Here is a 25920-nt window from a genome sequence, read left to right as displayed (position 1 = left end):
GTTAGGCTAACCGAACCTACTCTGCGCGCCAAGCGCTACGTCCCCGGACCACGGCGCCCCTCTACACACGTCGCGTCGGTCCGAGCCGCCGGCTCCCCCGCCCACCGCGTCGCCACCACATCGCCACCACCTCAGCCGCACACGCACCGCCCCTCCGCGACGGCGCCCCGCCTCATACCACCGCTCCGGCCGGCACAGCATCGGTGCGCCCCCAGGCCGGCAGGCGTGACTCCCTGTTCTCTGACTCACACGTTCCCAGGGCTCAGTCTGTGGGCTCAGTCTGTCTTTTCGGTTTCCGAACTGCTGCGTTACGAACCGGGAGTCAGGTGCCAAGGTTCGATGACGCAATCTCCAAGGGGCGTCCCCGGGGTACAGACTCGCCGGGTACCGAATCTCCGCTGGTTGTCAGCACACGCCCGGGAGAATGATTCGGTGGCGCTCAGGAACCGGCAACGCGCGAGATCGCGTACCAAGTGGCTGACTGCGGCCTTCTGGATCATCACGCTCTTGTTCGCATACGCATTGCTCGTCCTCTTCGGCTGGTGGGCATGGCTGATGTATCTCGGCGCAGGATCGGCGGTTTCCTATCTCTGGTGGAAGCGGCGTCGACGCGGTCGATACGCGATCTTGTTCGGCTCGAGCTGCGCAGTGCTGGTCGTCATGGCGCTAGCCATGATCGGATGGGCGCTGCTTGCGACCTTCTCGGTCCCGGTCGACAGCGTCGGGCCGCGAAGGGTTGTCTGCGGATCCGTCATCAATCCGGTGCCCGCCGACGAACTGAGAGTCACGGTTGCCGGATCGGACGAGCTCGCAGGGCAGTCTCGTCCGATTCCGCAGAGTGAGCTCGAGCGGGTGTGTTCGAACAGGCTCCACGATCGCGGTAGTCGAGCAGCAGGACTGGCCCTGATAGGACTGATCATGACCGTGCGGGCTGCCGGGCACTTCCGTACTTCGAGAAACCTCACGATCAACTGATGCTGCGAGTCCGGCCCGAGAACAGATCACGGAGTCGTTCTGCCGATCCCGGGCTGGCCGGGTGAGGTTCCCGGAAGCATTCATGGGGCGCGGTCGGAGGTGAACGCCGTGCGGCACCCGACGGCAGGGCGGCACCGCCCGATCCTGGCACGACGGCGCGATGAGCATCGGTAGCTGTCTGGCCCTGATGGGAGCCTGACCGGCCGGGTCGCCTCCCTCCGGACTACATCTGCGCGACGGGCTCACCGAAGGGCTCGTATCCCCAGATTCCCGAGACCCCTCATTTCGACGAGGCCGAGAGGATCACGTCACCCCTCGACCACCTGAACGATCCTGCTGCGTGCGGGTTCTCCGGCCTGCTGGACGGGCTCACCGCCCCGAACGGGGGACATCGGCGGAATCCGCCGAGCAGGTAGGCGAATGATGAAGTGCCGCAACAGGAGAGCGATCCTCGCCCGGAAATCGCGTTGTCCACAGTCATGCCGGTGCCACTTCGGCAACTGTCCGAGATCGACCTGACACACTCCGACGAGAGCGCCGGTGACGCATTTCCCGACGGCAACAGTCGTGCACGTCGTGGACTGTGCCGTCGAGGTCGTCGAGCAGCTCAGGGCCGGCGTGCCGGCCGTTCGACCCGGGACACCGTCGGGAGAGGCGGCGTTCAGTTGCCGGACGTCGACGTTGTGGGCGCGCAACGCTGCGCGGACTTCGACGCCGGCGCGGCGTCGGCACTTTCGCCGTCCCGGTCGTGGACGACCACAATCAGCACGGCGCGTGACGGCGACACCGATCGGACGCGATGGGGGGTATTCGCGTCGAAGTAGAGGCTGTCCCCCTCGTCCAGGGTGATCACCTGATCGGGGATGCTCACCTCGACAGCCCCCTCTTTGACGAAGATGAACTCTTCACCCGGGTGCTCCATGTAGTCGGATCCGGGTTGCGTCGTCGGGTGAACAATGAACGGCTGCATAGATTTACCGATCATGCGGGTGGCGACGGCGTCGTAGACCGCACTCCCGTCGCGCTCGTCGACCTGCGCGCGCTCACCTCGCCGTTCGACCGTCATCATGCTGTTGTCGGGGCTGTCGGAGAACAGCTGACTGACATCGGCGTCCAGGGCCCGCGCGATCTTCAGCGCCACCGCGATCGACGGTGTACTGATCCCTCGCTCGACCTTCGACAGGTAGCTCTTGGTCAGCCCGGTGCCCTCGGCGAGGGCCTCCAAGGTCAACCCCGCCCGGCGTCGATGCGACCGCAGTAGCGCCGCCATCGTGTCCACACCTCCCTCTCGGTTGCGCCCGCGAAGACAGGCGTCCCCGCACACGCCCACCCTACCGACCACATCACCAGGTTGCACTATAGGACACTTTGTGTCTTATAGTGCTCTATGTGTCATCTACTTGTCCCTGTTGAAAGGAGCCCCGAGGATGGCGACAACGATGAATCTCGGCAAAGCCGAGTTGATGGAGACCGCCAAGAAGACCATGCGCACCGAGGTCGCGGCGGCTGAGTGGACGGACCGACAGAAGATCGCCCTGACCTGCCGGGCTCTGTTCGATGCCGGACACGACTCCGGTCTGGCGGGCCAGATCTCCGCGCGCGGCGAGGCACCGGGGACCTTCCTCACACAGCGGCTCGGTCTCGGCTTCGACGAGATCACCGAAAGCAACCTGCTCCTCGTCGACGAGGACCTTCAGGTGCTCGAAGGCAGCGGCATGGCGAACCCGGCCAACCGGTTCCACAGCTGGATCTACCGGGCACGGCCGGATGTGAACTGCATCGTCCACACGCATCCGCTGCACGCGGCGGCATTGTCCATGCTCGAGATCCCCCTGCAGGTCTCGCAGATGGACGTCGCCCCGCTCTACGACGACTGTGCGTTCCTGCCGGACTGGCCGGGAGTTCCCGTCGGCAACGAGGAGGGCGAAATCATCTCTGCCGCGCTCGGGGACAAGCGCGCGATCCTGCTCGCCCACCACGGCCAACTCGTCGTCGGATCAACCATCGAAGAGGCGTGCTCGCTGGCGCACCTGATCGAACGGGCGGCTCGCTTGCAACTGCTCGCGATGGCGGCCGGCGAGATCAAGCCTCTTCCTCCACGGCTGGCGCGGGAGGCCCATGACTGGACCCTCACCCCACGCCGCAGCGACGCCAACTTCGGCTACTACGCACGCAAGGCCCTGCGCTCCCACCCGGACGCGATCGACTGCCACTGACCCGGCCACCCACCATCCGAATCCCTCTTGGAGTGCACCTTGACCACAATCAGCGGAATCGTTGCATACCCCGTCACACCGTTCGACAACCGAGACCCCGACACGATCAACGTGGACATCCTGCACCTGCTGCTGGACCGCATGATCGATGCAGGCGTCGACGCGATCGCGCCTCTCGGGAGCACCGGAGAGAGCGCCTACCTCGACCACAACGAGTGGATCACCGTCGCAACCGAAACCATCCAGCACACCGACGGCCGGGTGCCGACGGTCGTCGGAGTCTCGGACCTGACCACTGCCGGCACGATCCGTCGCGCGCAGATCGCCGAACGCCTCGGCGCCACGGCCGTGATGGCGCTGCCCACCTCGTACTGGCGCCTCACCGAGGAAGAGGTCCGGCTGCACTTCACCACCCTCGCCGAATCGATCGGAATCCCGGTGATGGTCTACAACAACCCAGCTACCACCGGCATCGACATGACCGCCGAGTTCCTGTTCGACCTCGTCACCACCGTCGAGAACATCACGATGGTCAAGGAGTCCACCGGCGACATTGCGCGCATGCACCGCCTGAACGAACTCAGCGGCAACACACTTGCGTTCTTCAACGGCAGCAACCCGCTGGCGCAGAGGGCCTTTCAGGCGGGGGCCGCAGGCTGGTGCACGGCGGCACCGTGCCTGATCCCGCACCGGATCATCGAGTTCCACCGCGCGATCACCACGGGCCGGGAGGACGAGGCGGCCGAACTCTTCGACAGGCTCCGTCCGCTCCTCGACATGATCGTCAGCCGCGGGCTTCCGGCCACGATCAAGGCGGGCCTGCGCAGCGTCGGCGTCGAGGCGGGAACGCCGCGCCGGCCCCTGCTTCCCCTCGATGAACCCGAAACCACCCGACTCGAGGAGCTCATCGCCGCCTGCCGGTGACGGGCCACCACCGCTCGTATTTCCGCGCAGCACTGCTCGAACGCTGCCGCTCGCTGGGCGCAGCGCATCCCGCATCGAACTTCGCAGGCGCAGGGCCCGCGGACACTACGCACTGGTACCGCTCGACCCGAGATCTTCGAACACATACAGGAGCAACCGAATTGGCAACGACCACCCCTACGACGGTCCGACCGCTCGCCCCCGCCGACGAGACTCGCTGGCGCGTCCTCTTCCGTGAATACCGCACGTTCTACAAGCTGCCCGAGTCAGAGGACGTCGTCTCCCGCGCATGGGGATGGTTCATGGATCCCCGACACGAATGCAAGGCGCTCGTCGCGGAGGCGCACGGCGAGATCCTCGGGTTCGCACACCACCGTCGTTTCTCCTCGCCCTACACCGGCACCACCGGTCTCTTCCTCGACGACCTGTTCACCGACCCCGCGGCCCGGGGCCGGGGTGTCGGACGTGCACTGATCGAGTGTCTCACCGAGATGGCCGCAGCCGAGGGCCGCGCCGTGGTGCAGTGGGTGACCGCCGAGGACAACCACCGAGCCCAGGCGCGCTACAACACCCTCGCCACACGAACGAACTGGGTCACCTACGAAGCCCAGCCCTCGGCGAAGTGATCACTGCCCCATGAGCGGGTTCCTTGCATAGACCCTTCGAGTGGCGCCTGTGCTGGGGCGGCAAGATGCGAGTCGATCCCTTGCCCCGCCGCCCCAGCACCGCCGATCCGGCCGCGCAGCGGCACTCCGCCGGGAGGGTCCCCGTCGTGCGTTCCACATCTCGGCCGTGGCGTGGACCGATCCGCGGGCAGGATTCGACGCCGAGAGACCGGCCACGCTGCCGAGTCGGGACTCGGATACAGAACTCGCGCTCCAGCGCATCTGCTGTCCACCGGCGGGCGATCGAAGAGCACGTCGTCACCCGGCGGTGGACGGCCCGAATCAGTGATGCCGCGTGCTTCATTGCCCAGGGCGGTGAAACTCATCCGCACTCCAGGGCGAACTCGTCGATCTCGGACTGGTCGAGGTCGCTCAGCGTCAGATCGGAGGGCGTGAAGCCGCCCGCGTCGTCGCGCGCGGCGTGGTCGGCGAGCGCACACAGTGCCGCGACCCAGCCATGCGCCAACTCGGCGACGACGGACGCCGGCACGACGCCGGTGGCGTAGCCCCACGTCGCGCGGAGCACCGGTCCGGCCGGCGTCTCCTCGGTGACGGCACCGACCTCGATCGCGTGGCTCACCGGTATCGCGTCGTCGGTGGAGCCACCGAGCACGTCGGCCTCCGGAGCGGCCATCCACGGCGCGCCGGCCCCCTCACCGAGGGTCAGCCGGCCGAGATAGTTGAACCCGATCTCCGGTGCCGGCGCGGCCCCGAGTTCGGTCCGGGACTCGGGATCGAGGTGCCGGAGCATGCCGAATCCGATTCCGCTGTCCGGGATATCCCGCAGTTGCTCCTTGACCAGTTTGAGCGCCGCGCCGGCGGCGTCCCCACCGGCGAATGCCTCGGCGAGGTCCACCCCCGACACGTCGAGACGGACCGGATACAGAGTGGTGAACCAGCCGACGGTGCGGGACAGATCGACGCCGGGCACCACCTGCTCCTCGCGTCCGTGCCCCTCCCGGTCCACCGGGACCGCCCCACCGCCGCACGCCCGGCCCACCGTCAGCGCCAGGGCGGTGAGCAGCACGTCGTCGACCCCGGCGCGGAAACGCTCCGGCACCGTCGTCAGCAGCGCCTCGGTCACCGACGCCGGAACCTGCACCTGTACCCGCGAGACCGTCGCCAGCGTGTCACGCGCCGGATCCACACCCCGTCCGGCGATTCGCACGCATCCGGCCGGTTCGAGGGCGCGGCGCCACAATGCCAGTTCGCCGCGTCGCGCCGGAACCTGCTCCAGCAGCCCCCGCGCCCACACCCGCAGCGGCGTTCCCCCGCCGTCCGGTCCGGTGCCCTCGCAGGCGGCGGCCAGGTCCGGGACCAGGATGCGCCACGAAACCCCGTCGACCACCAGGTGGTGTATCACCACCAGGATCCGGCCCGGACGGTCCGGTCCGGCGTCGAAGAAGACCACCCGCAGCATCGCGCCGGTCTCGGGATCGAGGGCGGCGCAGGCGACGTCGGTTTTCTCGGACAGCACCGACGAGCGCGCCCGCTCGTCGAGGCCACGGACGTCCACCCGGGCGACGAGCGTGGCGGGATCGACCGCCTCCACCGGAGGGATGTCGAAGGCCCGTGCGGCCGGATCGAAGACGGCACGCAGCGCGTCGTGTGCCGCGAGCATCCGGCCCACCGCGCCGACCAGGGTGGCGAGTTCGAGCCCGGCGGGCGCGATCAGCAGCCGGGACTGGGCGAATCTCCGGTAGGGGCCCCCGCGGTCGAGTAGGTCGTGCACGATCGGGGTCGCGGGCACGAGACCCAGGGCCGCGGTTCGATCCGTCGCCTCCGCCACCGGGTCGACCTGAACGACCCGGGCCAGGCCCGCCGGGGTGCGGTGTTCGAACACGTCGCGCGCGGCGAACCGCAGTCCCGCCGCGCGAGCACGCGACACGAGCTGGATCGAGACGATGGAATCGCCACCGAGGGAGAAGAAGTCGTCGTCCAGACCGACGGCGTCCAGGTGCAGCACCTCGGCCACCACCGCGCACAGGCGCCGCTCGAGGTCGTTCGCCGGGGCGCGGGATGCACCGGCGGGTGCGAAGACCGGAGCGGGCAGCGCCCGCCGATCGACCTTGCCGTTCGGGGTGATCGGGAACGCGTCGAGCACCACGATCGCGGCCGGCACCATGTGCTCGGGCAGGCGGCGGGACGCGTGCTGCCGCAACGCCTCCGGGTCGGGTACGCCGCCGACGACATAGCCGACGAGCCGGCGCCGGCCCGGCTCGTCCTCCCGGGCCACGACCACGCAGCCCGCGACCGACGGGTGCGTCGACAGCACGGTCTCGATCTCGCCGAGCTCGATGCGGAACCCGCGGATCTTGACCTGATCGTCGCTGCGGCCGAGGTATTCGAGGACCGGGCGGTCGCCACCGACGTCGAGCCACCGCACCCGATCGCCGGTGCGGTAGAGGCGGATTCCGGAGGCACCGAACGGATCGGCCACGTAGCGGGCCGCACTCGGCCCGGGGCGGTTCAGGTAGCCGCGGGTCACACCGGGCCCGCCGACGTACAACTCCCCGGCCACACCCGTCGGCACGAGGCGCAGGCGCTCGTCGAGCACGTACACCCGGGCGCCGTCGATCGGCGCCCCGAGGTGCGGGCGCGCTCCGCCGATCTCGGCGACGGTGGCGTCGACCGTGCATTCGGTGGGGCCGTACATGTTCAGCGCCCGCACCCCGTCGATCGACCCGAGCGTCGACCACAGGTCCGCGGACACGGCCTCCCCGCCGACGGCGAGCAGGCCCGGCCGGTGCGGTGCCGCGGGATCGCACAGGCCGGCGGCGAGCAGTTCGGTCATGAGCAGCGGTACGCAGTCGACGGCGTCGATGCGGTGGGCTCGCACGTAGTCCACGGTGGCGGCGGCGTCGGCGAGCAGGTCGGCGTCCGGCAGGTACAGCGCGTGCCCGGCCAGCATGGACAGCAACGGATCGATCGAGGAGTCGAACGACAGCGCGTAGGTCAGCAGCACCCGCAGCGGCCGGTCCTCCGCACGGCCGACGGTCCGGCGCCGCTGGGTCGCGACCAGGTTCACGACGCCGCGGTGCGGCACCACGACGCCCTTGGGGAGGCCGGTCGAACCGGAGGTGTAGACGACGTAGGCGGCTCCGTCGCCGGAGACGGCGCCGGGACGCTCGCCCGGCTCGAGCGAGGTGTCCGGGAGCGTCGGGTCCACCGCGGCGAGCGCGGCCTCGTCGAGGACGAGGACGGGCCGGGAGTCGGCGAGCATGTGCTCGATGCGTTCGGCCGGGTACCCGGGATCGACCGGCACGTAGGCGCCGCCGGCCTGCCACACCGCGAGGGCTGCAACTATCGCGTCGGTGCCGCGCGGCAGCATCAGCCCGACCACCGTCTCGGGTCCCACACCGCGGCGGATCAGGTGCCGCGCGAGCCGACTGGTACGGGCGTGCAGTTCCCCGAAGGTGAGCGTCCCGGTGGCGGTGACCAGCGCGGTCGCGGTCGGGGTGCGCCGCGCCTGGCGGGTGAACAGCTCACCCAGGGTGTCCGCGCCGACGTCTTCGATCTCGTCCATACATACGTACGGGCTGCCGGAGCGAAGACGGTCGCGTTCGTCGTCGGCGAGCAGGTCGAGCGCGGACAGCCGGGTCCGCGGATCCGTCGCGAGCGCCTCGAAGGCACGCACCACGCGCCCCGCGAGCGCGTCGGCGGTGGCCGCGTCGAACAGGTCCCGCGCGTACTCCACCCGAACCCGCAGGCCGTCGCCCGCGTCCTCGACAACGTCGAAGGTCAGGTCGAACAGGGCGGCGCCGGTGTCGACGGTGGACACCCGCGGTTCCAGGTCTGCGAAGGCGTCGACGACCGGCGGGGTGCGGTGCTGCACGAGCACCTGGAACAGCGGGTGCCGGCCGACGCTGCGGGCCGGGTTCAGGGCCTCGACAAGCCGGTCGAACGGCACGTCCTGATTCGCGTAGGCGTCGAGGTCGGTGCTGCGGACCCGGGCGAGCAGTTCGGCGAGCGTGGGATCGCCGGACAGGTCCGTCCGCAGCACCACCATGTTGACGAAGAACCCGACGAGGCCGTCCAGTTCGGCGGCGGGGCGGCCCGCGGTGGGCGAGCCGATCGGGAGGTCCTCCCCCGCGCCGCTGCGCGCGAGGGCGACAGCGACCGCGGTGTGCACGAGCATGAACATCGTTGCGCCCGCACCGCGCGCGACGGCCCGCAGCGCATCGGCCACGTGCGACGGGACCGTCCGTTCGACCGTGCCGCCCGCGAACGTGGCCGTCGTGCCGCGCGGCCGGTCGGTGGGCAGGGCGAGTTCCTCGGGCATCCCGTCCAGCCGGGCGCGCCAGTAGTCCAGCTGTCGATCCGCGAGTCCGTCTGCTCCGCCGAGGATCTCGCGATGCCACACGGCGAAGTCGGCATACTGCACCGGCAGCGGCGACGGCGTCCAGGTGCTTCCGGCGGCCGCGGCGGCGTAGGCGGCGTTGAGCTCGCGCAGCAGGATGGGGGCGGACAACTCGTCGGCGGCGACGTGGTGCACGAGCACCAGCAGCACAGCCTCCGCGGATCCGCCGTCGAAAAGCGCTACCCTGATCGGGATCTCGCGTTCGAGGTCGAACGCGTGCCGCGCCTCGGCCACCACCGCCGCGTCCAGGTCGGCCGCCGCGACGGTGCGGGCGGTGAACGGCACGCCGGGTGCGGTGAGCACGCGCTGCCGGCCGACGCCGTCGTGGTCCTCGAGCACGGTGCGCAGGACCTCGTGCCGGTCGAGTACCGCGCGCACCGCGTCGCGCAGCGCCACCGGATCGGGGACGCCGCGCAGGCGCAGCGTCAGCGGCACGTTGTAGGTCGGGCTCGGACCCTCGAGCCGGAACTGGAACCACAGCCGCTGCTGCCCCGCCGACAGCGGCGCGTGCTCGCCGCGTTCGACCGGACGTAGCGGGATCCGCAGGGCCGCAGCACCGTCCGGGCACTGCGCGGCGAGGGCCTCGACGGTCGGGTGGTCGAAGACGGTGCGGATCGGCAGTTCCACGCCGAGCGCGTCGCGGACCTTCGCGATCAGCTTGGCCGCCGCGAGGGAGTGACCGCCGAGGAGGAAGAAGTCGTCGTCGACGCCGACGGTGTCGAGGCCCAGGACGTCCGCGAACACGGCGCACAGCACGCGTTCGCGTTCGGTGGCGGCCGCGCGGCCGCCGACGAGGGCCCCGAAGTCCGGTTCCGGCAACGACGTGCGGTCCACCTTCCCGTTGGAGGTGAGCGGCAACGCGTCGAGGAACACGAACGCCGACGGCACCGTGTGCGCCGGCAGCCGCCGCGCCACGCGCTCGCGGGCCGCCGCCGCGTCACCGTCACCGCCCACCAGGTAGGCGACGAGCCGCGCGGTGCCGGTGGGGTCGGGACGCGCCACGGCGACGGCCCGCGCGACGCCGGGCAGTTCCTGCAGAGCCGCCTCGACCTCGCCGAGTTCGACGCGGAAGCCGCGGATCTTGACCTGGTCGTCCCGGCGGCCGCGGTAGACGAGGTGGCCGTCCGCGGTCCACCGCACCACGTCGCCGGTGCGGTACATGCGGCTTTCGTTGTCGCCGAACGGGTTCGCCACGAACCGTGCCGCGGTCGCGCCGGGCGCGCCGAGGTAGCCGCGCACCACGCCGGGGCCGGCGACGTACAGTTCGCCGTCCACCCCCTCCGGGACGGGCTCGAGCGCGGCGTCGAGCACGTAGGCCCGCAGGTTCGCCACCGGCCGGCCGATCACGGGTTCCGCCGCGTCCCCCACCTCGGCGACGAGGACGTCGACGGTGCCCTCCGTGGGGCCGTAGAAGTTGAACGCGGCGCGGTCGCGGTCGCGCAGGCGTCGCCACAGGGTGTCGGTGACGGCGTCGCCGCCGAACCCGAGGGTCGGCACGTCGGGCAGCAGGTCGGCCTCCACGATCTGCTCGAGTTGCGCGGGCGACAGTTCGACGAAGTGCCACCCCTCGCTGCGGGCGCGTTCGGCGAGCCGGTGCGGGTCACGCTGGGTGACCTCGTCGACGATGCTCAGCTCGTGCCCGTCGAGCAGCCACAGGTGCGGGCCCCACGAGGCGTCGAACGCGAACGACCAGGCGTGCCCGACCCGCAGGCGGTCGCGGCCGGCCTCGGCGCGGGCCCGGGAGAAGACGCGTTCGCGGTGGCTGTGGAAAAGGTTGACGGCGCCGCGGTGCGGGACCTCCACGCCCTTGGGCCGGCCGGTCGAACCGGAGGTGTAGATGATGTAGGCGACGTCGAGCTCGTGCAGCCGGTGGCCGCGGTCGGCACGGGTCAGCGGCTCGGCGTCGTAGCCGGACAGGTCCAGCCCGTCGAGGTCCACCAGGTCGGACAGGCCCGCGGTGCAGGCGATCTCGGCGATCCGTGCGGCGCCGTCGCCGCCGGTGAGCACGACACCGGGTGCGGTCTCGGCGAGCACGTGCGCGAGCCGCTCGGCCGGATGGTCGGGGTCCAGCGGGACACCCGTCGCACCTGCCTCGAGGACGGCGAACAGCGCAACCAGCGTGTCGGCGCGGCGCGGCAGCGCGACGGCGACGCGCCGCCGCGGGCCGAGCCCGAGGCTCAGGAGATGACGGGCGAGGCGGCGCGAGCGCGCGGCCAGTTCACCGAAGGTCAGGGCGGTGGCCGCATCGCGCACCGCGGGTGCGTCCGGGTCGCGGGTCACCTGGGCGGCCAGCAGGTCCGGCAGGGTGAGGCCCGCAGGCACCGGCAGGTCGTCGCCGCTGCGCTCGACGAGGAGGCGGCGGCGCTCGCCGGGGTCGAGGATCTGCAGCCGGGCCAGCGGCCGGTGCGGGTCGGTGAGCGCGGCGACCTGCGTGAGGAGCAGTTCGAGCCGGCGGGCGTGCCGCTCGAGGTCGCTGGCGGTGTAGGCGTCGGCGTCCGCGTCCACCCAGATCTCGAGGCCACCGGTGTGGTCGAGCGGCCGCACGGTGACCATGAAGTCCTGCAGCGGGCCCCGGGCCACGGAGTGCACCGCGGCGTGCAGGTCCGCGAAACGCAGCCTGTCGCCGAACGGTTTGACGTTGACGGAGGGCCCGACGACGCCCCGGGAGCCGGCGGGCAGCCGGAGGTCGTTCTGGATGTCCTCCCCGCGGTAGCGGTGGTGCGGGCGGCAGTCCGCCACCGCGGTGCGCACATCGCCGACGAGGTCGGCGAGGGTGCGGGCGGGGTCGGGACGCAGGCGCAGCGGTACGACGTTGACTGCGGACATCGGTACGGTCGCCGCGGCGCTGCCCAGCCGGTTCATCACCGGAAATCCCACGATCACGTCGCCGCGTCCGGTCGCGGCCCGCAGGTACGCGGCGACAGCGGCGGTGACGACGTCGCCCCAGCTCGCCCCGATGGCCTTGCCGAGCCGCGAGAGTCCCTGCTGCTGTTCGACGGTCAGGGTCAGACGCAGACCCCGGCAGCGGACGGCGATCCCGCCGGGACCGTCGGCGAGGGCCACGGCGTCCTCGGCGCCGTCGAGGTACCCGGCCCAGAAGTCCCGGTCGGCGGCGAAGTCCGCGGACGCGCGGTAGGCGGCCTCCTCGGCGACGACGGGGGCGAGCGGGGCGAACCTCGCCGGCGGCACCGGGCGTCCGAGCACGTCGGCGGTGTAGCGCTCGGCGATGCGCCGGGTGAGCAGTCCGAAGCCGTAGGCATCGATCACCAGGTGGTGGATGCACAGGTAGAGAATCGCGTGCCGGTCGTCGAGCCGGAGCACGGCGGCCCGCAGGCAGAGTTCCCGCGCGGGGTCGAGTACGCGCGTGTGGTCCTCGCGCATCCAGCGCCGCGCGGCCGCTTCCGGGTCGGGTTCGCCGCGCAGATCGACCACGGCGGGGTCCGGCGGCTCGTGCGCGCCGGGACGGATGACGACCGACCCGTCGGCCTGCGCGACGAAGGCCGCGGTCAGCACCTCGGCCTCGGCGACGGTCTCCCGGACCGCGCGCGTCACGGCAGCCACGTCGACCTCGCCGCGGAGTTCGACGCATTCCGCGGTGTTGAAGACGGGGTTCGCGGGGTCGAGCTGCTGGGCGAACCACACGCCGGACTGGGCCCGCGTCAGCGGAAACTCCGAGGTCGACAGGCCGGACGTGGGCACGATCGATCCCCTTTCTACGGTCGAATTCGACTGTGCCGTATCGCATCACGAGCCGTGAGGTCGGTCCGGCGCGAAACGTGACGATACCAAAGGTTAGGCTAACCGTATATGTTCTGCTGGGTCGGGTGCGCGGCACCACGACCGTCCCTGTCACCGCTACGAGAGGTCTGTGCACATGCAAGCACCGGTCGCCGCCCGCGGCACCGCCGCCTCGCGGCAGGTCGATACCGCCGCCTCGCGGCAGGTCACGGCCGCCGCCCCGTTCGTGCTGTCGCGTCCGCACGGCACCGTCGTAGCGGACGGCGTCGACGTCCGGTTCGACTCGGCCGACGAGGCCGCAGCCGCGCTGCGCGCCGGCTCGGTGGCGGCCGTCGTGGGCGCCCTGCCGTTCGCCCCCGATCACCGCGCCGCGCTCACGGCACCCGTCACGCTGCGGCACGAGCCCGACCCCCTCGGGGACGGCGCCGTCCCGCTCGCGCCGGTGCGGATCGCCGCGACGATGCCCGCCGAGGACGAACACCTCGACCGGGTGGCGACGGCGTTGCGGCAGCTGCGCGATCCGGCCGACGACCTGGCGAAGGTGGTGCTGGCCCGGGCACTGCTCCTGCGGGCGGACGCACCCGTGGCACCGATGTCGCTGCTCGCCCGGCTGGCCGGAAACGATCCCGCCGGCAACGGTTTCGCCGTCGACCTCACCGCCGCCGGCGGCGCGTGGACCGGCCGGCATCTCGTCGGCGCCAGTCCCGAGGTACTCGTCCGCCGCCGCGGCGATCTCGTCACCTGTCATCCGCTGGCCGGGTCCGCACCCCGGCATCCGGACCCCGAGGTGGACGGGCGCACCGCGCAACGTCTCGCCGCATCGGAGAAGAACCTCGCCGAGCACGCCCATGTCGTCGAGGCTCTGCGCGCGAGTCTCGACCCGCTGTGCAGCGACCTCGACATCCCCCGTACGCCGACGCTGACGAGCACCCGGCAGCTCTGGCACCTGGGCACCCCGATCTCGGGCCGGTTGCGGGACCGGTCGGTCACCGCGCTCGACCTGGCTCTGGCCGTGCATCCGACCCCCGCGATCTGCGGCACGCCGACCGCTGCGGCCCGGGCACTGATCCGCGAGCTGGAGGGCGACCGCGGCTTCTACGCCGGTGCCGTGGGCTGGGCCGACCGGGACGGTGACGGCGAATGGATGGTGACGATCCGCTGCGCCGTCCTCGACGCCGACGGCACCACGCTCACCACCCATGCCGGCGGCGGCATCGTCGCCGGGTCGGATCCGGCCGACGAACTCGCCGAGACCACAACGAAGTTCGGCACGGTGCTCGACGCGCTCGGGGTACGGCGATGAGCCGGCCCGTCACCCTCGTCGTCGGCGCCGCCCACGGCATCGGCCGCGCCACCGCCCGCACCCTCGCCAAGGCCGGGCACCGCGTCGTCCTCGCCGACCGGGATCTCGACGGCCTGGCCGAGACCGCCGCGCTGCTCGACGTGCGCGCCCCCGTGCACGGTCTCGACGTGTGCGATGCGGTCGCCGTCGCCGAGACGGTCGCGCACATCGAAGCCGAGCACGGACCGGTCGACGCGCTGGCCCACGTCGCGGGTGTGTTCACCACCGGATCGGTGCTCGACTGCGAACCCGCCGAATGGCGGAAGATGTTCGACGTCAACGTCACCGGCCTGGTCAACGTGCTGCGCGTCGTCGGCCGCGGGATGCGCGAACGCCGGCACGGCGCGATCGTCACGGTCGGTTCGAACTCGGCGGGCGTGCCCCGCCTCGGGATGGGCGCCTACGGGGCGTCGAAGTCCGCCGCCCACATGATCGTCCGGGTGCTCGGTCTCGAGCTGGCCCGGTTCGGGGTGCGCGCCAACGTCGTCGCGCCCGGTTCCACGGACACTGCGATGCAGCGGTCCCTGTGGCCGGATCCGGCCGACGACGCGGGTGCCCGCACCGCGATCGACGGGGACGCCGCCTCGTTCAAGGTGGGTATTCCCCTGGGCCGCATCGCCGAGCCCGCCGACATCGCCGACGCCGTCGAGTTCCTGCTCTCCGACCGCGCCCGCCACATCACCATGCAGACCCTGTACGTCGACGGCGGCGCCACGCTGCGCGCCTGACCCGAAAGGACCCCCGTGACGATCGCCGCCACCCGGACTCCCCTGGCCGCCACCGCCGGTTACCCGCGGGAGTTCGCGGAACTCTATCGCGCCGCAGGCTACTGGACGGACGAGACGTTCGTCCGGTTCCTGTCCGCACGGGCCGACCGCCACGGCGGGCGCATCGCGATCGTCGGCCGCGACACCCACGGCTCCGAACGACGGATCACCTACCGCGAGTTGTCCGATACGGCGGACCGGATCGCCGCGGGCCTCGCGGCGACCGGGGTGCAGCGCGGCGACCGGGTCCTGGTGCAGCTGCCCAACATCGTCGAGTACACCGAGGTGGTCTTCGCGGTGTTCCGTCTCGGTGCGCTGCCGGTGTTCGCATTGCCCGCGCACCGCAGCGCCGAGATCGGGTACTTCTGCCGGTTCACCGACGCCGCCGCATACGTGATCGCCGGCGAGCACGGCGGATTCGACTACCGGGGTCTGGCCCGGCAGGTGTGCGCGGATCTCGACCGGCCACCCGTCGTGGTCGTCGCCGGCGACGCGCAGGAGTTCACTCCGCTCGATGCGCTGCGCGGGCACGAGCCGGACGCGCGCGCCGACGTCGACCCGGAATCCGTCGCGTTCCTGCAGCTCTCGGGTGGGACGACCGGAACCCCGAAGCTGATCCCGCGCACCCACACCGACTACCTGTACTCCGTGCGCGAGTCGGCCCGCATCTGCGGCGTCGACGCCGGCACCCGGATGCTCGTGGTTCTGCCGGCGGCACACAACTTTCCGATGAGCTCACCCGGGATCCTCGGGGTCCTGCACGCCGGCGGCACGATCGTGCTGGCGCCGGACCCGAGCCCCGACACCGCCTTCGAGCTGATCGAGCAAGAGCGGATCACCATGGCGTCGCTCGTGCCCCCGCTCGCACTGGCGTGGCTGTCGGCGCGGGCCCGCACCGGGCGGGACTTGTCGTCGCTGCAGGTCCTGCAGGTCGGCGGCGCGAAGTTCGGCGCCGAAGCGGCCGCGCGGGTGCGGCCCGAACTCGGCTGCACCCTGCAGCAGGTGTTCGGGATGGCGGAGGGCCTGGTCAACTACACCCGGCTCGACGACCCCGACGCCACCGTCGTCGGTACGCAGGGCCGTCCCGTCAGCCCGCACGACGAGATCCGGATCGTCGACGACGAGGATCGGCCCGTCGCCCCCGGTGCGACGGGCCATCTGCTCACCCGCGGCCCGTACACGATCCGCGGCTACTACGCCGCACCCGAGCACAATGCGACGGCGTTCACCCCCGACGGGTTCTACCGCACCGGCGACCTCGTGCGCCTGACCGAGGACGGCTACGTCGTCGTCGAGGGCCGCGCGAAGGACCAGATCAATCGGGGTGGCGAGAAGATCGCCGCCGAAGAGGTGGAGAACCACCTGCTCGCCCACCCGGGTGTCCTGGACGCCGCGGTGGTGGCCGTGCCCGACGCCTACCTCGGGGAGCGCACGTGCGTGTTCGTCGTCGCGGACGGGACAGCGCCGAAGACCCCGGCGCTGAAGGCGTTCCTGCGGGAACGGGGACTGGCCGCGTACAAGATCCCCGACAAGGTGGTCCTCGTCGACGCCTTCCCCGTCACCGGGGTGGGCAAGACCAGCCGCGCCGAGCTGCGCCGCGCGCTCGCCGCGACCCTGCAGCACTGATCCCCCCGACAGAAAGCGAATCCTGTGATGGCCCTGCCGAAGTCCGTCTCCTATCCGCTGCCCACGGACCTGCCGGAGAACACCGTCGACTGGACGATCGACCCGCGGCGGGCGGTGCTGCTCGTGCACGACATGCAGGAGTACTTCGTCCGCGCGTTCGACCGCACGGCGGATCCGCTGGCAACGGTGGTGCCGAACATCGATGCGATCCGGCGGTCGGCGTACGAGGCGGGCATTCCCGTCGTCTACACCGCCCAGCCGGGCGATCAGGATCCGGCCGAGCGCGCACTGCTCACCGACTTCTGGGGCCCTGGCCTGGCCGACGACCCGGCTCTGACGTCCGTCGTCGCCGAACTGGCGCCGCGCGAGGACGACGTGCAGCTCACCAAGTGGCGCTACAGCGCGTTCATCCGCACCGACCTGCGGGAGCGGATGCGCGTGTGGGGCCGGGACCAGCTCGTCGTGACCGGCGTCTACGCCCACATCGGGTGCCTGAGCACCGCGCTGGACGGCTTCATGCAGGACGTGCAGGTCTTCGTTGTCGCGGACGGGGTCGCGGACTTCTCCCGGCGGGAGCACACCGAGGCGCTGCAGTACCTTGCGGCGCGATGCGCTGCTGTGGTGCCGACGGCGGATGCGGTGCGGCGCCTGCGGACCGGCGCCCTCTCCGTGTCCGGGTGAGCGGCGGTCACACGCCGACTTCCAGCGGTCGGGTGCGGGCCGCGAGCGCGGCGTATCTGCCGTCGCGGGCGAGCAGTTCGTCGTGGCTGCCTTGTTCCACGATGCGTCCGTGGTCGAGGACGACGATGGTGTCGGCGTCGCGGACGGTCGAGAGGCGGTGTGCGACGGTGAGGGTCGTGCGATCGCGGCGGGCCGCGTCCAGGGCGGCCTGCACCGCGCGTTCGGTCTCGTTGTCGAGGGCGCTGGTCGCCTCGTCCAGCACCAGGATGCGCGGGTCGCGCAGCAGGGTGCGGGCGATGGCGAGGCGCTGCTTCTCGCCGCCGGAGAAGCGGTGCCCGCGCGCCCCGACGACGGTGTCGTAGCCGTCCGGCAGCGAGCACAGCAGGTCGTGGATGTGCGCGGCGCGCGCGGCCTGCTCGATCTCGGCGTCGGTCGCGTCGGGCTTGGCATGCCGCAGGTTCTCCCGGACCGTGGCGTGCAGCAGGTACGTCTCCTGGGAGACGACACCGACCAGGCTCGCGATGTCGGCGAGCGGCAGGTCGCGTACGTCGACGCCGTCGATCGTCACCCGCCCCGACGTGGGGTCGTACAGTCGTGCGACGAGCGACCCGAGAGTTGTCTTCCCCGAACCGGTCTCGCCGACGAGCGCGACGTGTGAACCCGCAGGCACGTCGAGGGTGACGCCGGCGAGCGCGTCCCGGTCGGCGCCGTCGTACCGGAAGCGGACGTCGTCGAACCGCACGGCACCGGCGACGCGTTCGAGGTCCAGGTGCACCGGTTTCGTGGGTTCGCCGATCTCGACGGAGAGGTCGAGGTACTCGAAGATGCGGCTGAACAGCGCCAGCGACCCGGTGACGGAGACACCCACGTCGAGCAGGCTCATCAGCGGCCGGAACAGGGTGGCCTGCAGACCGGTGAACGCGACGAGGGTGCCTATGGTCATCCCGCCCGACGTCGCGGGCAGGCCGGCGACGAGGTAGAGCAGGGCGGGGATGGCGGCGAAGACGATGTTCATCGTGGCCATGCGCCAGCGCCCGGACAACTGGGAGCGCACCTCGAGGTCGGCGAGTTCGGTGGAGGTGCGGGCGAAGCGCTCCGACATGGCCGGCCCGGTGCCGAGGGTCTTGCCGAGCAGGACGCCGCTGAGCGAGAGGCTCTCCTCGATCTGGGTCTGCATGTCGGCGAGCCGGCGCTGGCGCACGGTGGTGATCTCGCGGCGCATCAGGGCGACCTTGCGGGTGAGCCAGATCGCCGGCGGCAGCACCAGCAGGGACAGCAGCGACAGCCGCCAGCTGAGCACCGCCATCGCGACGGCCGTGCCGACGACGGTGGTGACATTGGAGGCGATCGAGGTCGCCGTGGAGGTGACGACGTTCTGCATGCCGCCGATGTCGTTGGTCAGCCGGGACTGGATCTCCCCGCCGCGGGTACGGGTGAAGAAGCCGAGGGACTGCCGCTGCAGATGGTCGAACACGCGGGTGCGCAGGTCGTGCATGACGTGCTGGCCCACCGTGGTGGAGATCCATGTCTGCACCACGCCGAGAATCGAGGCGACGACGGTGACGGCGAGCATCGCGCCGACCGCACCGAACAGCAGCGGCACGTCCTGGTCGGGGATCGCGTGATCGATGAGGGTGCGGACGAGGAACGGGTTGGCGAGCGTGATCACCGACGACACCACGATGAGCGCGACGACGAGCGCGACCTGCCAGCGGTAGGGCGCGAAGAGCGCGCCGATGCGGCGCACGCTCACGGGCGACTCCTCGAGCTGGGCGCGGTCGCGGGGGTCGGGCTTGGCGGGGCGCATCGGCCCCGGCCCGCCGCCCGGCGGAGGCTGCATCATGCCCATCACCTCCTTCGTGAGGCAGGAAACGTACTTATTGAGGTTGCCTCACTAAGAGGCAACCGTCAAGTGAGGTATGATCCGCATCATGTCCGACGTCCCCACCGACCCGGCGCTGCGCGACCTGCTGATGACCGCCACCCGCACGCTGCGCCGCCGCTGGCACGCCACCCTCGGTCCGTGGGACCTGTCCCCGCACGAGCACCGCGCGCTGCACGTCGTCGGACATTCTCCCGAGCCGCTGCGCCTCGGCGACGTCGCCAAGGCCCTGCGCATCGCGCCGCGCTCGGCGACCGAGGTGATCGACCGGCTCGAGACCCGCGGACTGACCCGCCGCGTAGCCGACCCCGCCGACCGTCGCGCCGTGTGCGTCCACCTCACCGACGAGGGCCGCCGCGTCACCGCCGAACTCGATGCCGCGCGCGACGCCGAGGCCACCGAGTTCTTCGCCCACCTCGACGGCCCCGAACGCACCGAACTCGCCCGCCTGCTCACGAAGCTCGCCGACGGGTGACTGCCGCGACGAGCGGGAGCTTGTTGCGGCATCGCGCGAGTGGCGTCGCCGACATCCTCCCGTTCGCCGCGAGAACCTCCCGCTCGGATCTCACGTTCTCCGCCCGGCAGGCGTCTACGGGATGGGACTGCCCCGCGGGAGGAGAAACCATGACCGCTCGGACCGACTCGCTCACCGCGCGGGTCGAGGCTCAGGACTGGCCGGCGCTCGTCGCCGAGCTCGACGCGACGGGGTGCGCGCAGACCGGGCCGCTGCTCACCGCGGACGAGTGCGGACGTATCGCCGCGATGTGGGACGACGAACGCCGCTTCCGCAGCACGATCGACATGGAGCGGCACCGCTTCGGCAAGGGCACCTACCGCTACTTCGGCGATCCCGTACCCGAGGGCATCACCCGGCTGCGCGCGGCGTTCTACCACCGGCTGCTGCCCGTCGCACGGGACTGGGCGCAGCGGCTCGGCGATCCGGCGCCGTGGCCCGACGAGTTCGGCGACTGGCTCGACGCCTGCCACGCCGCGGGCCAGACCCGGCCGACGCCGATCCTGCTCCGCTACACCGCCGGCGACTGGAACGCCCTGCACCGCGATCTCTACGGCGACCTGGTGTTCCCGCTGCAGGTGGTGATCGGCCTCGACCGACCCGGCCACGACCACCTCGGCGGCGAGTTCCTGCTCGTCGAACAACGCGCCCGGGCCCAGTCCCGGGGCACGGTCACGGTGCTGCAGCAGGGTCACGCCTTGATCTTCACCACCCGCGACCGGCCCACCCGATCCACGCGCGGCTGGACCCGCTCCCCCGTCCGGCACGGGGTCAGCACCGTGCGCGCCGGCGTCCGTCACACCCTCGGCCTCGTCCTGCACGACGCACGGTGACCTACTACACGCTCGTCGGGAGCGACGGACATCCCTACCTCAGCGCAGCCCCCGGCACCCTGGGCGGACACCGCCGCGGCCGGATCTACGGACGACTCGACTGCCGCGCGGCACGGCGGGCAATCGCGCGCGGCGGCTACGTCCAGGACCGGGTCTTCTTCGCCGGCGAATGCGACGCCGTCGCAGCCGGCTACCGCCCGTGCGCGGTGTGCCTGCCGGATCGCTACCGGACATGGAAGGCGAACCGAGCCGGATGAGCGACGGTGCGCCTTCTGCGCCGCGTATCCGCCGAAGCGGTGCCCGTCGGCCCGGACGCCCCCCACGGCACGCCTCCGCAGAGGTCGAATTACATTGTGATGCAATCTGATTCACACACCGAGGAAACTGATACCCGTTCGTCCGGTAATCGACTGCCCGACAGTCGTTTCGGAGGCATCACCCATGGGGCGATGCCACCTCGCGGGGACTCCATCCCGGCCCGGCATCGGGCAGCGGCATACGACACGGTGCGGCGGCGCTTTCCGGCCCGCCCGGCGACCGTCGTCGGCAGGTGCCCGGTTGGGTAGCATCGAGGCCATGAGCACGGAGGCCCGCCCCCCCTCGGCCGGGACCGAAGCCGGGTCGTCGAGGGCAACGGCCGACCCCCTCGCCCTCGACCGTCAGGTCTGCTTCGCCCTGTCCGTCACCAACCGCGCGGTGCTCTCGGTGTACCGGCCGGTGCTCGAGCCGCTCGGCCTGACCCACCCGCAGTACCTGGTGATGCTGGCACTGTGGGGGGACGCGCCGATGTCGGTGAAGGAGATCGGCCGGGCCCTCCAACTGGACTCGCCCACCCTGTCCCCGCTTCTCAAGCGGCTCGAGTCGCTCGGTCTGATCACCCGCACCCGAAGCCCCCAGGACGAGCGTCAACTGGTCGTCGACCTCACCGACGCGGGACGTGCACTGCGGAATCGGGCGGAAGCGGTGCCCGAAACGGTGGTGCGCCGGCTCGGGGTGAGCCTCGCCGAGCTCGAGGAATTGCACGACGTGCTGACCCGCATCAATGCCGCCGCGCTGCGCGCCGGCGCCCTCGATCAACACTAGGCACGCGAGCCCTGGGCGCCGATCGACGGATCCACGCTCCCACCATGCGGGAACCCGCAGGAGAAAAATTACGGAAGGGTAACGAACTACCTCTCAGTGCACATCGAACGAATCGGACGGCCGCCCATTGGGTACGCCGGAACGGTTGTCCGAACGAAGGGATGTGTCTTGAGACCCACCGGCGATACCGACGTGCAATCCGAGGTCCGACCCGGTCATCTGCGGCGCGCGATCAGCGCCTCGGCCATGGGCAACTTCACCGAGTGGTTCGACTACGGCGTCTACGCCTACACCGCCACCTACATCGCCGACTCGTTCTTCCCCGGCGACCTGGAATCGGCCACGCTGCTCACCCTGGGTGTCTTCGCCGTGTCCTTCCTCGTACGTCCGCTCGGCGGGCTGGTGTGGGGCCCCCTCGGCGACCGGCTCGGACGCCGCCAGGTGCTCGCGCTGACGATCATCCTGATGGGCACTGCGACCGTCCTGCTCGGCGCCATTCCCTCGTACGCCTCCATCGGCTTCTGGGCACCGCTGCTGCTGGTGCTGCTCCGCATGATCCAGGGCTTCTCCACCGGCGGCGAGTACGGCGGCGCGGCGACCTTCATGGCCGAGTACTCCCCCGACCGTAAGCGCGGGTTCTTCGGCAGCTTCCTCGAGTTCGGCACCCTCGCCGGCTTCTCGTTCGGCGCGCTCATCGTGCTGTCCATCGATCTGGTCTCCACCGACGCGTTCATGAGCACATGGGGCTGGCGCCTGCCGTTCTTCGTCGCCGGACCCCTCGCCCTCGTCGGGCTGTACCTGCGGTCGAAGCTCGAGGACACCCCGGTGTTCCGCGAACTCGAGGCCGAGGGGGAGGTCGAGCAGGACACCGGCACGCAGTTCAGGAGCCTGCTCTCGCAGTACTGGAAGCCGATCGTGACGCTCATGGGTCTGGTCGTCGCGCTCAACGTCTGCAACTACACCCTGCTGAGCTACATGCCGACCTACCTCGAGAACCGCATCGGTCTGTCGAGCACCGCCTCGCTGTCCCTCGTCGTCATCGGGCAGCTCGCCATGATGGCGGTCATCCCGTTCGCGGGCTCGCTGTCCGACCGGATCGGCCGCAAGCCGATGTGGCTGATCTCGATGGGCGGGCTGCTGTTGCTCGCGATCCCGATGTACATGCTCATGGCCGTGAGCTTCGCCTGGGCGATCGTCGCCTTCACGGTCCTCGGCCTGCTGTACGTGCTGCAGCTGTCGACCATCTCGGCGACCTTCCCGGCCATGTTCCCGACCCACGTGCGCTTCGCCGGCTTCGCGATCGCCTACAACGTCTCGACGTCGCTGTTCGGCGGGACCGCCCCGGCGGTCAACGAGTGGCTGGTGGAGCGGACCGGGAACGACCTCGTCCCCGCCTTCTACATGATGGGCGCGTGCGTCGTCGGTCTCGTCGCGTTGTACTTCGTGGCCGAGACGGCCGGCGCGTCCCTGCGCGGGCGCGGGATACCCGGTGTCGACACCGAACCGCATCCCACCGCGATGGCGAAGGCCTGACTCCGAAACCCCTTTCCGGAAGGCTCTTTCGACCGAGGCGCCTGGTACGCAACCGTCCGGATCAGGTCGACCCGACGGCGCTGGTCATCGCGGCACGTAAGGCGACGTCGCGCGGATCGTTTCGAGACTTGCCCATACGGTTGCAGACGTACCCGTAGCCGATCCCGGCGTCCGGATCGGCGTAGCCGAAGGAGCCGCCGGCACCGGGCGCGCCGAACGACCGGGGCCCACCGAAAGACCAGTCCGGACTCGGGCGCATGAAACCGAGGGAGAACCGGATGTCCCCGAGCACGCACGCGTCGTGGAATCCGTGTCGGGGCGGCACCGGCGGGGCCGTCAGTTCGTGCAGCGTGTCCGGGCGCATCCCGAGTTCGGCACCGCCGGTGGCCAGGACACCGTAGGTGTGCGCCAGGGCGCGTGCCGTGCCCACGCCTCCGCCGGACGGCGCCTCCAGATCGCGCGCGTAGATCGTGTCCGGGTCCAGTGCCACGAGCGTTCCCGGATTGGCGACCAACGAGCGGTAGAACACCGACCGCTTGTTCAGGAACGCCGGAAACAGTCGCGGCGACAACTCGGCGATGTTCAGGAAGGGATTCCGCATCACGAGCGGGGCCAGTCGGGTGTCGGGAACGGATGCCGGGAGGCGGATGTAGAACTCCAGACCCAGCGGCGTCGCGATCTCGTCCTGGAAGACCTGCCCCAGCGTGCGATGCTGCGGGTCGACCCGGCGAACGAGTTCCCCCTGATAGAAGCCGAGGCTGATCGCGTGGTAGGCCTGCCGCTCCCCCGGCTCCCACTCCGGCCTCTGGCGGGCCATGATCGCGGCCAGCCGGTCCGGATCGGCGATGACCCCGGCATCCACCGGTTCGTCGAAGCCGAACAGTCCCGCCTGGTGGGCCAGCAGTTGGCGGACGGTGATCCGTTCCTTGCCGTTCTGCGCGAACTCGGGCCAGTAGGTGCAGACGCGCTCGTCGAAATCGAGCCAGCCGCGGGAATGGGCCAGCGCGACGGTCACGGCGGCCATCCCCTTCGTAGCGGAGAAGACCAGTGCCATGGTGTCCCGCTCCCACGGTGCGCCGGTCGCCTTGTCCCGTACTCCGCCCCACAGATCGACCACCTTCTCGCCGCGGTAGTAGACGCAGCAGGCGGCACCCAACTCCCTACGGCGGGAGAAGTTCTCGGCGAACGCCTGCCGCACGGCCGTGAAGTCGCCGCGCGCATATCCGTGAATCCCCGGGTGCAGGGACATTCGAGCGGACACGGTCGTCTCCTCTCGGGTGGTGCGGCTGGTTACCGGCGATGCGGCACCGGACCGCGCGCGTAGCCGATCGTGTGCGGCAGGCCGACGAGCGACTCCCCGGGTCACCGTCCCCGGACAGTCTCCCGCGCCCGGGGGACGAGGGCAATGCAGTTGCGTGCCGGGTCGCCCGTCGCGCACATGTCCGCCGCATCAGGGATGAGGCAGGATGGTGCGGTGACCGATTCCTCCCCTTCTCCGGAGATCCTGCTCGGCGCGCGCGGGCGTTCGTCCGCCCGCGCGCTCGTCCTCGTCGGCTCGCTCGTCCTGGCCCTCGCCGTCGGCATCCTGTGGCTGCGGTCGAGCCAGGGGATCAGCGCATCGGCATGGCGTGACGACGAAGTGGGCCCGGACGATCTGGCCGGGTGAGTCCGGAGGATCCGGTCTCAGCCGGCGCTGCCCCCGGCCTCGGCCAGCGCTGCCCGCACGGTCTCGGCGGTGCCGTCGAGCACGGTGCGGTTCGGGGTGCGTGGCACGGCCCGCAGACCGAAGCCGTCGCCGCGACGACGCGGAACGACGTGCAGGTGCACGTGGAACACTTCCTGGCCGGCGGCGACGCCGTCGGCCAGGAAGAGGTTGACCCCGTCGATGGGAAGCGAACTCGCCCGCAGCGCGGTCGCGATGCGCCGGCCCGCGTCGAACACCTGCGCGCCGTCCTGCGGAGCGAGGTGCGCGAGGCCGGATGCATGGCGCTTGGGGATCACCAGCAGGTGCCCCGGCGTGAACGGACGAATATCCATGAACGCCAGCACATCCGGCTCGTCCAACACGATGCTCGCCGGCGCGGCGCCGGCGACGATCGCGCAGAACACGCAGTCGCTCACGCACTCTCCTGAACGGGGGCCGGCCGCCGGACGCCTTCGAGGAGCTGCAGCAACTGCGCCTGCACCTCCGGTCGTTCCCGGACCGGGTCGTCGCTGTGGGCGAGGTAGAGCATGGCCTCCTCGACGGCCGCGACGATCATGTGCGCCAGCGCCGACGACTGCGGGGCCGGCTCGCCGCTGCGCCGCGCGATGGCCCGCAGCGCGCGCTCGGTGATCATGATGGTGTTCTTGCGGTGCCCCTCCCGGACCTCCGCCCAGCCCAGCACCGCGGGAGCCTCGATGAGCAGCAGTCGCCGGATCGCCGGGTCGTACACGACGTCGAGCGAGGCCAGCACCGCGGCGGTGAACGATTCCCACGGATCGCTGCCCTCGATCGCCGCGAGCGTCTCCTCGGTCTCCACCTGCATCCGCTCCACGACACCGCGGAACAGATCCCGCTTGTTCGCGAAGTGATGGTAGAGCGCCCCGCGGGTCACGCCCGCGACGGCGACGATCTCCTCGGTCGCCGCCGCGGCGTACCCGTCGCGGAGGAACACCTCCGTCGCGGCGTCGAGCAGCGCGGCTCGCGTCCGCACCGCATCTCGGATCCGTACGGCATTACCCGGCTTCCCGGCCAACATCTTCTCCCCTGCATTTCGGCTACCCCCATCTGACAAATCC

20 protein-coding genes are annotated in these 25920 nt (G+C 70.9%); 14 read left to right on the top strand and 6 right to left on the bottom strand.

What is annotated here, in order from left to right; all coding sequences use genetic code 11:
- Positions 1-432: 432 nt before the first annotated feature.
- Positions 433-975 carry a hypothetical protein gene (locus AC2IPW_RS04465; protein WP_486376377.1) on the top strand — a complete coding sequence of 181 codons (543 nt, stop codon included), beginning with the start codon at positions 433-435 and terminating at the stop codon, positions 973-975.
- A 661-nt stretch (positions 976-1636) separates the two neighbouring features.
- Here AC2IPW_RS04465 and AC2IPW_RS04460 read toward each other — a convergent pair.
- A complete protein-coding gene (locus AC2IPW_RS04460) occupies positions 1637-2245 on the bottom strand; it encodes a helix-turn-helix domain-containing protein (RefSeq protein ID WP_486376970.1) in 609 nt (202 codons plus the stop codon).
- A gap of 157 nt (positions 2246-2402) precedes the next feature.
- Between AC2IPW_RS04460 and AC2IPW_RS04455 the strand changes: the two genes are divergently transcribed.
- From AC2IPW_RS04455 to AC2IPW_RS04445, 3 genes are all read left to right on the top strand, one after another.
- Positions 2403-3191 carry an aldolase gene (locus AC2IPW_RS04455; protein WP_210062589.1) on the top strand — a complete coding sequence of 263 codons (789 nt, stop codon included), beginning with the start codon at positions 2403-2405 and terminating at the stop codon, positions 3189-3191.
- Between the two features lie 39 nt (positions 3192-3230).
- Positions 3231-4115, top strand: coding sequence for a dihydrodipicolinate synthase family protein (locus tag AC2IPW_RS04450; RefSeq protein WP_486376376.1), 885 nt, complete (start codon positions 3231-3233; stop codon positions 4113-4115).
- A gap of 161 nt (positions 4116-4276) precedes the next feature.
- Positions 4277-4741, top strand: a complete 465-nt coding sequence (locus AC2IPW_RS04445) for a GNAT family N-acetyltransferase (protein ID WP_486376375.1) — start codon at positions 4277-4279, stop codon at positions 4739-4741.
- A gap of 361 nt (positions 4742-5102) precedes the next feature.
- On the opposite strand, the gene AC2IPW_RS04440 is transcribed toward AC2IPW_RS04445, so the two are convergent.
- Positions 5103-12839, bottom strand: a complete 7737-nt coding sequence (locus AC2IPW_RS04440; protein WP_486376374.1) for an amino acid adenylation domain-containing protein — start codon at positions 12837-12839, stop codon at positions 5103-5105.
- A gap of 175 nt (positions 12840-13014) precedes the next feature.
- Between AC2IPW_RS04440 and AC2IPW_RS04435 the strand changes: the two genes are divergently transcribed.
- The 4 genes from AC2IPW_RS04435 to AC2IPW_RS04420 are packed head-to-tail and all read left to right on the top strand — an operon-like array spanning position 13015 to position 17294.
- On the top strand, positions 13015-14181 hold the full coding sequence (locus AC2IPW_RS04435) for an isochorismate synthase (protein WP_486376373.1): 1167 nt from the start codon (positions 13015-13017) through the stop codon (positions 14179-14181).
- Positions 14178-14948, top strand: a complete 771-nt coding sequence (locus AC2IPW_RS04430; protein WP_486376372.1) for a 2,3-dihydro-2,3-dihydroxybenzoate dehydrogenase — start codon at positions 14178-14180, stop codon at positions 14946-14948. Before AC2IPW_RS04435 ends, AC2IPW_RS04430 begins: the two co-directional genes overlap by 4 nt.
- Positions 14949-14963: 15 nt before the next feature.
- The gene (locus AC2IPW_RS04425) at positions 14964-16613 is read left to right on the top strand and encodes a (2,3-dihydroxybenzoyl)adenylate synthase (RefSeq protein WP_486376371.1); all 1650 of its coding nucleotides are present in this window, start codon (positions 14964-14966) and stop codon (positions 16611-16613) included.
- Between the two features lie 27 nt (positions 16614-16640).
- A complete protein-coding gene (locus AC2IPW_RS04420) occupies positions 16641-17294 on the top strand; it encodes an isochorismatase family protein (RefSeq protein WP_289377523.1) in 654 nt (217 codons plus the stop codon).
- A gap of 7 nt (positions 17295-17301) precedes the next feature.
- Here AC2IPW_RS04420 and AC2IPW_RS04415 read toward each other — a convergent pair whose 3' ends face one another.
- Entirely contained in the window at positions 17302-19137 is a 1836-nt protein-coding gene (locus AC2IPW_RS04415) for an ABC transporter ATP-binding protein (protein WP_486376370.1), read from the bottom strand.
- Between the two features lie 76 nt (positions 19138-19213).
- Here AC2IPW_RS04415 and AC2IPW_RS04410 point away from each other — a divergent pair, with 76 nt between their 5' ends.
- From AC2IPW_RS04410 to AC2IPW_RS04390, 5 genes are all read left to right on the top strand, one after another.
- A complete protein-coding gene (locus tag AC2IPW_RS04410) occupies positions 19214-19651 on the top strand; it encodes a MarR family winged helix-turn-helix transcriptional regulator (RefSeq protein WP_486376369.1) in 438 nt (145 codons plus the stop codon).
- A gap of 149 nt (positions 19652-19800) precedes the next feature.
- Positions 19801-20523, top strand: a complete 723-nt coding sequence (locus AC2IPW_RS04405) for a 2OG-Fe(II) oxygenase (protein WP_040273956.1) — start codon at positions 19801-19803, stop codon at positions 20521-20523.
- The gene (locus tag AC2IPW_RS04400; RefSeq protein ID WP_102031090.1) at positions 20520-20780 is read left to right on the top strand and encodes an Ada metal-binding domain-containing protein; all 261 of its coding nucleotides are present in this window, start codon (positions 20520-20522) and stop codon (positions 20778-20780) included. Before AC2IPW_RS04405 ends, AC2IPW_RS04400 begins: the two co-directional genes overlap by 4 nt.
- A gap of 319 nt (positions 20781-21099) precedes the next feature.
- On the top strand, positions 21100-21606 hold the full coding sequence (locus AC2IPW_RS04395) for a MarR family winged helix-turn-helix transcriptional regulator (RefSeq protein ID WP_450121303.1): 507 nt from the start codon (positions 21100-21102) through the stop codon (positions 21604-21606).
- Between the two features lie 246 nt (positions 21607-21852).
- Positions 21853-23139 carry an MFS transporter gene (locus AC2IPW_RS04390; RefSeq protein ID WP_235157332.1) on the top strand — a complete coding sequence of 429 codons (1287 nt, stop codon included), beginning with the start codon at positions 21853-21855 and terminating at the stop codon, positions 23137-23139.
- A gap of 61 nt (positions 23140-23200) precedes the next feature.
- Here AC2IPW_RS04390 and AC2IPW_RS04385 read toward each other — a convergent pair whose 3' ends face one another.
- Entirely contained in the window at positions 23201-24400 is a 1200-nt protein-coding gene (locus AC2IPW_RS04385) for a serine hydrolase domain-containing protein (RefSeq protein ID WP_486376368.1), read from the bottom strand.
- A gap of 213 nt (positions 24401-24613) precedes the next feature.
- Here AC2IPW_RS04385 and AC2IPW_RS04380 point away from each other — a divergent pair, with 213 nt between their 5' ends.
- A complete protein-coding gene (locus AC2IPW_RS04380; protein ID WP_003936775.1) occupies positions 24614-24805 on the top strand; it encodes a hypothetical protein in 192 nt (63 codons plus the stop codon).
- A 17-nt stretch (positions 24806-24822) separates the two neighbouring features.
- On the opposite strand, the gene AC2IPW_RS04375 is transcribed toward AC2IPW_RS04380, so the two are convergent.
- Both AC2IPW_RS04375 and AC2IPW_RS04370 read right to left on the bottom strand, forming a co-directional pair.
- On the bottom strand, positions 24823-25260 hold the full coding sequence (locus AC2IPW_RS04375) for an HIT family protein (RefSeq protein WP_486376367.1): 438 nt from the start codon (positions 25258-25260) through the stop codon (positions 24823-24825).
- Entirely contained in the window at positions 25257-25835 is a 579-nt protein-coding gene (locus AC2IPW_RS04370; RefSeq protein ID WP_003936777.1) for a TetR/AcrR family transcriptional regulator, read from the bottom strand. Before AC2IPW_RS04370 ends, AC2IPW_RS04375 begins: the two co-directional genes overlap by 4 nt.
- Between the last annotated feature and the right edge of the window lie 85 nt (positions 25836-25920).

It is taken from the genome of Rhodococcus sp. NS-SX18, from assembly GCF_057367935.1.
The sequence above is the reverse complement of the archived record's forward strand: the minus strand, read 5'-3'. Positions and strand labels throughout refer to the sequence as shown.